The following is a 6,972-nucleotide window of genomic DNA, read 5'->3' as shown; positions in this document are numbered from 1 at the left end:
GTTGTTATTTTTTACACTTTTATACAAAGAAAGACTGAGATATCAAGTCCCAGTCTTTTTCTTTTTAACCACCATCCTGCGCATAGGAAATCGACGAAAACTTATTGTAAGATTTCACAAAAAGCAGTTTAACTGTCCCACGAGGACCTGATCGATTTTTTTCAATTATGACTTCTACTTCACCAACATCATTCTCATCATCGGCACCTTGGGAATCATCATTGTTGTCATCATCATCACGTTCGTAATAATCATCACGATACAGAAATGCGACAATATCGGCATCCTGCTCAATAGAACCGGATTCACGAATATCCGACAGAACGGGTCGCTTATCCTGTCGCTGTTCAACGCCCCGTGATAATTGTGATAACGAAATAACCGGCACGTGTAATTCTTTCGCCAATTTCTTTAATTGTCGTGAAATATAGGAAACTTCCTGCTGGCGATTCTCCTGTTGGCCACCTTCAATTAATTGAAGGTAATCAATCACAATTAAGCCCAGGTTACCATTTTCCTTTGCCAGCCGACGACATTTTGCCCGAATCTCGGACATTTTAATACCAGCCGTGTCATCAATGAAAATATTGGCTCGGGATAAACTTCCCATCGCAACAACCAAGTTTTGCCATTCGTCTTCAGTCAATTGCCCAGTTCTTAAATGATTGGCATTAATACTGCCTTCGGAACACAGCATTCGATCTACCAGTGATTCCGCGCTCATTTCCAAACTAAAAATTGCAACCGTTTTATCGGTTTTTGTTCCAACATTCTGAGCAACATTCAAGGCAAAGGCGGTTTTTCCAACTGCCGGCCGGGCTGCCAAAATAACCAGTTCATCATTGTGAAGACCGGTTGTGATTTTGTCCAGTTCCGGATAACCGGTTGAAAGGCCGGTTACAGTCTCACCCTCTTGAGATAATTCATCAATCTTGTTAAAGGCTGAATTCAAAACATCCTTAATCGGCTTAAATCCCGACTGATTACGATCTTCCGCAACGTTCATAATGTCGCGTTCGGCATTGTCTAAAACTGTTGTTACGTCCTCATCAGTATTATAACCGTCCGTAACAATGTTAGTCGCGGTTTGAATTAATCGCCTTAAAATCGCTTTATCTTTAACAATTTTGGCATAATAAGTCACATTGGCAGCAGTTGGTACTGCATTGGCCAATTCCGTAATATATTGATATCCGCCAACATCATCCAAATTATCCTGATCTTTAAGCGTATCCGTTACCGTAATTCCGTCGACGGCCTGATCATCATCATTTAACTTAACCATTGCCTTAAAAATAATCTGATGGGAATGCTTATAAAAATCAGATGGATCTAAATATTCCATCGCGTCTATTAAAGCATCCGTACTAAGAAAAATTGACCCCAGCACGGCTTTTTCAGCTTCAATATTTTGAGGTGGGATTTGATTCATCACATCGTTATTCATTAATAGTCACCAATTTTAATCTAAAATCCAAATCCTTATATCATTACTTCAATAATATCAGTGTTACCGTTTTATCATAAAAATAACCACTATCCAAACAAAAGAGACTGGAGACAAATGCTCTTAATCGCTTCGTTTCCAGTCCGTCGTTGTACTACCGACTATTTTTCTGATACGTGTACTCGGATTCGCGCTGTTACTTCAGCGTGTAACTTTACCGGTACGTTTGTGTAACCGGCAACCTTAATGGGTTCAGCCAGCTCGATTTTTCGCTTATCAAGCTTAATCCCGTATTGTTTATCCAAAGCCGAAGCAATCTGCTTACTTGGAATCGAACCAAATAAGCGGCCATCAGTCCCTGACTTGGCTTTCAACTCAACAACTGTCTTATCGTCTTCCAATTTTGTTTTAACAGCCTTGGCTTCCTCAAGTTCTTCTTCTTCACGCTTCTTTTCAGCCGTTGTTGGCCTTTTAACTGACTCATTGCTTGGCGGGAAGCTGCTTTTGCTTTGCCGTTTTTAATTAGAAAGTTTTGAGCATAGCCGTCTGGAACTTCTTTAACCTCACCGCGTTTACCTTTACCACGGACGTCTTCTAGAAAAATAACTTTCACAACAGATCACTCCTACTATCCTCAAAATTTATTTTCTTTATTCATTATCATCGATATAGTCAATCGTTTCAAGCAGTAATTGTTTAACCTCTGCAATCGACTTATCTTCCAGTTGCGTGGCCCCACTTGATAAATGACCGCCACCGCCCATTCGTTCCATAATAATCTGAACGTTTATTGCGCCCGTACTACGAGCTGAAACACCGATTTTATTATCTGAGCGTTTTGTAATAATGAACGAGGCATCAACACCAGACATTGTTAAAAGTGAATCACAAGCCTGGGCGGCCGTAACCGGATCATAAACCCGGTCTTCTTCACCAACAATCATTGCCATGTCTTTATGGAAAAATTCAACCATTGAAATCAAATGGTTTCGCTGCAGATAATTATCAATATTTTCTTTCATCAGCTGCTGCATTTCCGCAGAATCGGCACCGGCCGACCGAAGATAACTGGCAGCATCAAACGTTCTGGTTCCGGTTCGCATCGAAAATGATTGGGTATCAATAAAGATTCCTGTCAGCATTGCCGTTGCCTCAATCCGATTAATCGGTTCCTCTTCATGCGGTTGATATTCAAACATTTCAGTAATCAGCTCACAAGTTGATGAAGCATAAGGTTCAATATAAACCAGCATTGGATTTTCCGGAAATTCTTCGCCACGTCGGTGATGGTCAATAATCACCACTTTCTGTGTCATCCTTTGATACAGCTCAGGGGAAATGCTGATTGACGGCTTGGAGTGATCAACCATAATTAGCAAACTACTGTCAGTTACCTTTGAAAGAGCTTCTGACGGTGTAATAATTGCATCGTTAATTTCCGGGTACTTTTTAGTTGCCTCTAAAAGCCGCTGGATATCGGAATGGACCTTTTCTTTATCCAATACGATCCAGCATTTTTTATTGTTCATCTGAGCAATTCGCCGAATTCCCATACATGCACCCAGAGAGTCCATATCCGGGCGTGTATGGCCTTGAACGAAGATTTGATCCGCGTCACCCATCAATTCATTTAAAGCTTGAGAAATCATTCTGGCACGAACTCGAGTCCGCTTCTCCATCGGGTTGGTTTTACCACCGTAAAATCGAGCTGTACCATCCAAAGACTTAACCACAACCTGATCACCGCCACGACCCAACGCCAGGTCTAAATTGCTCTGGGCTTGATCTGCCAAGCTATTAAGATCATCTTCACCATAGGAAATCCCAATACTCAAGGTTAACGGGAAATTCTGCTTAGAAGTACTTTCACGAACAATATCAAGAATATTGAATTTATCATTTTCAATTTCAGTCAGCGATTTTGCGTAAGCAAGCAGGAAGAAATGATCGTCATCAATTTGTTTCAAGTACATGCCGTACTTTTTAGACCAGGTCGCAAGCTCATTGGTGACATAATTACTCAGATTAGAAATTTCCTGATCCGTCATTGACTGAGTAATTTCATCGTAATTATCCAAAAAAATCTGACCAACTGAAATCTGTTCTTCTTCGTAACGTTCTTCCAAGTTTGCATAGCGAGTAATATCAAACATGTAAACTGAATGATACTCATTTTGAATCAACATGGTAAATTTATGATCCCGCCAAGTAACGGTATGAAATTCATCCGATTCTTCGTATTTCATGATCAGCTGCTGCAGATCGTGGTCAATATCTTCAATTCGCTTTCCAAGAACGTTTTCATTATTAAAATAACGCATCAGGTAAGGATTGACCCACTCAATTGAACCCGCATCATTTAAAATCATGACACCAATCGGCATTTCTAACAGACTTTCCTGTTCACCACGATGAATCCGGTAAGAGAGGTCCGAGATGTATCGATTGGTATCAGTGCTCATTTCGTTCATCATAACAATTGTGTAGATGAGCCCCATCACACTAATGACAATCAAAATGATCGAAGCAGCAATATTATATAAAAATGAAATTACAACACCGTAGATCACAATTAATGCGATAAACAGCATTATTCGTCGCAATCGACGATTATGAACAAATGGTGGTAATTCACCACTATTACGAGAAAACCAATTTTTCATTTCTTATCCTCTTGAATTACTATGCTTAATGTTTTTATTTTACCATAAAATAAAAATTAAATTTTCCTGAAGAATTTAAAGATACATTATCAGTATAAATCTTTTATCCTCAAAATAGTTGCATAGTATTTCTTTTCGAATATAAAATAGAGGCCCGGATAAAATCGAAGTTTCATCCAGACCTCCTATAAACACTATTAGTCTTCAGCAACGAAAGGCATTAAGCCATAATCCGTGCTCGTTTAATAGCAATTGTAAGTTTACGTTGATTTTTAGCACTTGTTCCAGTTACTCGACGAGGAAGAATTTTTCCCCGTTCTGAAACAAAACGCTTCAACAAATCAACATCTTTGTAGTCGATATATTCAATGTGGTTAGCAGCGATAAAATCGACTTTACGGCGACGACGGCCGCCACGTCTTTGTTGAGCCATGTTAGTTCCTCCTCATGAAAGTTTCTCTACCATCTCTAGAATGGTAAATCATCATCGGAAATATCAATCGAGTCCCCAGAATTGGCAAATGGGTCATTCGGATTACTCTTATTGCCCCCATTATTGTTGTTGGCATTACCATTGTTGGGTTTCGAACTATTATCGAATGGATTGCTATTTCCGTTATTTTGTTGAGGAGCATTACCGTTTTGCTGATTGTTTGCATTGTTGTTCCGCGCAGAACGAGGTTCAAGTAATGCAAAGTTCTCGACAACAACTTCAGTCACATAGACCCGTTGTCCCTGTTGATTTTCGTAATTCCGAGTTTGGATACGACCATCAATTCCAACAAGGGATCCCTTATGAACAAAGTTGGCAAAATTCTCAGCGGATTTACGCCAGATTACACAGTTGATAAAATCAGCTTCCCGTTCACCTTGTTGGTTAGTAAAGCGCCGATCTACTGCTAACGAGAAAGTACCAACAGCCGTTCCGCTCTGTGTGTATCGTAAATCAACGTCACGGGTTAGGCGTCCCGTTAAAACTGCACGATTAAGCATGCTGAATCTGCTCCCCTCATAGTTAGAATGATTTATTAGTCATCGCGAACAACGATCATATGACGTAAAATATCATCATTGATCTTTGAAAGCCGGTCAAATTCATTCAAGGCAGTATCAGTATCACTTGTCAACGTAATAACATGATAAGTTCCTTCGTTATAGCCACCAATTTCATATGCGAAACGGCGCTTTGACCAGTCTTTTGAATCAAGAATCTTAGCACCATTGTCGGTAACGATTTTGTCAAATCGTTCGATAAGTGAAGACTTAGCTGCTTCTTCAATATCAGGACGGATGATGTATGTGATTTCGTATTTCTTTTCTTCCATGATTGCACCTCCTTATGGACTTATGGCTCCCTTCCCGAGAGCAAGGAGAGTTTCTGTTTTTACTCAGATACTCACAAATAAGAATAGTAACATGTTTCCAATAAAATATCAATACGCCTAAGTTAATTGATTTACGGTACATTAATTATATACGATACTGAGCCGGTAGTTTCTCTTGACATTAAAATAAATAAAAAGTTCAGGAAACAGATTCAAGCCTGAACTTTCTGAAAATAACTTTATTTTTTTAATAATGAATATTAAGCAGCTTTGCTTTTTTTACATCCGCAATTGTTTTTGTTCCTGCCAGCTGCATAATGATTTCCAATTCATGGTCAAGGTGTTCAAATACTGATTGAACACCTTGGGCACCACCAAGTGCCAAGCCATAAATAACAGGTCGGCCAATGCCAACCAAATCAGCGCCGGAAGCCAAAGCTTTAAAAACATCCGATCCACGCCGAACACCGGAATCGAAAATTATCGGTACTTTCCCGTTAACCGCTCTGGCAACGTCTGCCAAAACATCAAAGGAAGCCGGACCGCCGTTTAATTGCCGTCCACCGTGATTAGATACATAAATTCCCGCGGCGCCGGCCCCAATTGCGTAAAGTGCATCTTCAGGCGATTCAATTCCTTTAACAATAACCGGTAAATCAGTATAATCTGCAATTCGGGCAACATCGTCAGGACCAATCTTTTGAGCAGCTGAAGCGTATATCTCAGCAATTCCTTTACCCTGACCATCGCCTTCGCTATATTTGGTCAAGTTGGCCATTGGAATTGGAAATTGAAAATTATTAACAATGTCTGCTTCACGATAACCGTCAACAGTGGCATCAACAGTTAAAATAATCCCTTTAACCCCTGCTTTTTTAGCTTCATCAAGCAAAGATTTATTAAATTCCCAATCTTTACTCATATATAACTGAAAGAACTGTGGTGCGCCGGCCCCTGCCGAGGCTGTATCAGCAATCGATGTAGAAGAATAAGTGCTTTGTGCCATTAGCCCACCAACAGCTGCCAATCCTTTGGCTGTATCCACTTCTCCTTTTGCATGAGCGAGCCCTTGAGCTGCTGCCGGTACCATAAAAATCGGCGTTTTAAGTGGTAAACCGAAAACGTTTGTATCCAGTTCCGGTTTTTCAATATTGGTCAAAGCTCGGGGAACAATTTGCTTATGAGTAAATGCCCGCCTATTCGCCTGTAAAGTCCATTCATCCTCAGAACCACCGGCTATGTAACCAAAACCACCGGTAGGGATTATTTCTTTTGCCTGGGCCTCAAGTTGATCCAGATTTAAAATATCTAACGCCTTTTCATTCTCATTTTGCTTATAGCCATTTACAATTGCCATTTTAAGTCCCTCCATACTGACTTCGATTTATTTTAAAATCAGCATATCACTTACAAAAAGTAAGTCAAACATTTACATCTTTAAATAAAGAAAAAGGCCAGCCGGCATTTAATACCGTTGACCTTTTAAACTATGTTTTGGCTGTCTATTCGTTATTTGAATTATCAGAATCCGATTCAG

5 protein-coding genes and 2 pseudogenes are annotated in these 6,972 nt (G+C 39.9%); all 7 read right to left on the bottom strand.

Annotation, left to right across the window (positions count from 1 at the left end):
- Positions 1–64: 64 nt before the first annotated feature.
- Positions 65–1,447, bottom strand: coding sequence for a replicative DNA helicase (gene dnaB / locus JCM14108_RS07675; RefSeq protein WP_035179890.1), 1,383 nt, complete (start codon positions 1,445–1,447; stop codon positions 65–67).
- 161 nt (positions 1,448–1,608) lie between these two features.
- Positions 1,609–2,060: pseudogene (gene rplI, locus JCM14108_RS07670) on the bottom strand (50S ribosomal protein L9).
- Between the two features lie 37 nt (positions 2,061–2,097).
- Positions 2,098–4,110 carry a DHH family phosphoesterase gene (locus JCM14108_RS07665; protein ID WP_191978543.1) on the bottom strand — a complete coding sequence of 671 codons (2,013 nt, stop codon included), beginning with the start codon at positions 4,108–4,110 and terminating at the stop codon, positions 2,098–2,100.
- A gap of 197 nt (positions 4,111–4,307) precedes the next feature.
- Positions 4,308–4,543, bottom strand: a pseudogene (gene rpsR, locus JCM14108_RS07660) (30S ribosomal protein S18).
- 35 nt (positions 4,544–4,578) lie between these two features.
- Entirely contained in the window at positions 4,579–5,103 is a 525-nt protein-coding gene (ssb, locus tag JCM14108_RS07655; RefSeq protein ID WP_035179886.1) for a single-stranded DNA-binding protein, read from the bottom strand.
- A gap of 35 nt (positions 5,104–5,138) precedes the next feature.
- Entirely contained in the window at positions 5,139–5,435 is a 297-nt protein-coding gene (gene rpsF / locus JCM14108_RS07650) for a 30S ribosomal protein S6 (RefSeq protein WP_035179882.1), read from the bottom strand.
- A 247-nt stretch (positions 5,436–5,682) separates the two neighbouring features.
- Positions 5,683–6,792 (bottom strand): lactate oxidase, encoded by a 1,110-nt coding sequence (locus JCM14108_RS07645; protein WP_035179879.1) that lies wholly within the window; start codon positions 6,790–6,792, stop codon positions 5,683–5,685.
- Positions 6,793–6,972: the final 180 nt, after the last annotated feature.

This window comes from Lentilactobacillus farraginis DSM 18382 = JCM 14108 (genome assembly GCF_000583655.1).
Taxonomy (GTDB): domain Bacteria; phylum Bacillota; class Bacilli; order Lactobacillales; family Lactobacillaceae; genus Lentilactobacillus; species Lentilactobacillus farraginis.
Note: the sequence above shows the minus strand (reverse complement) of the source record. Positions and strands in the feature narration are given on the sequence as shown.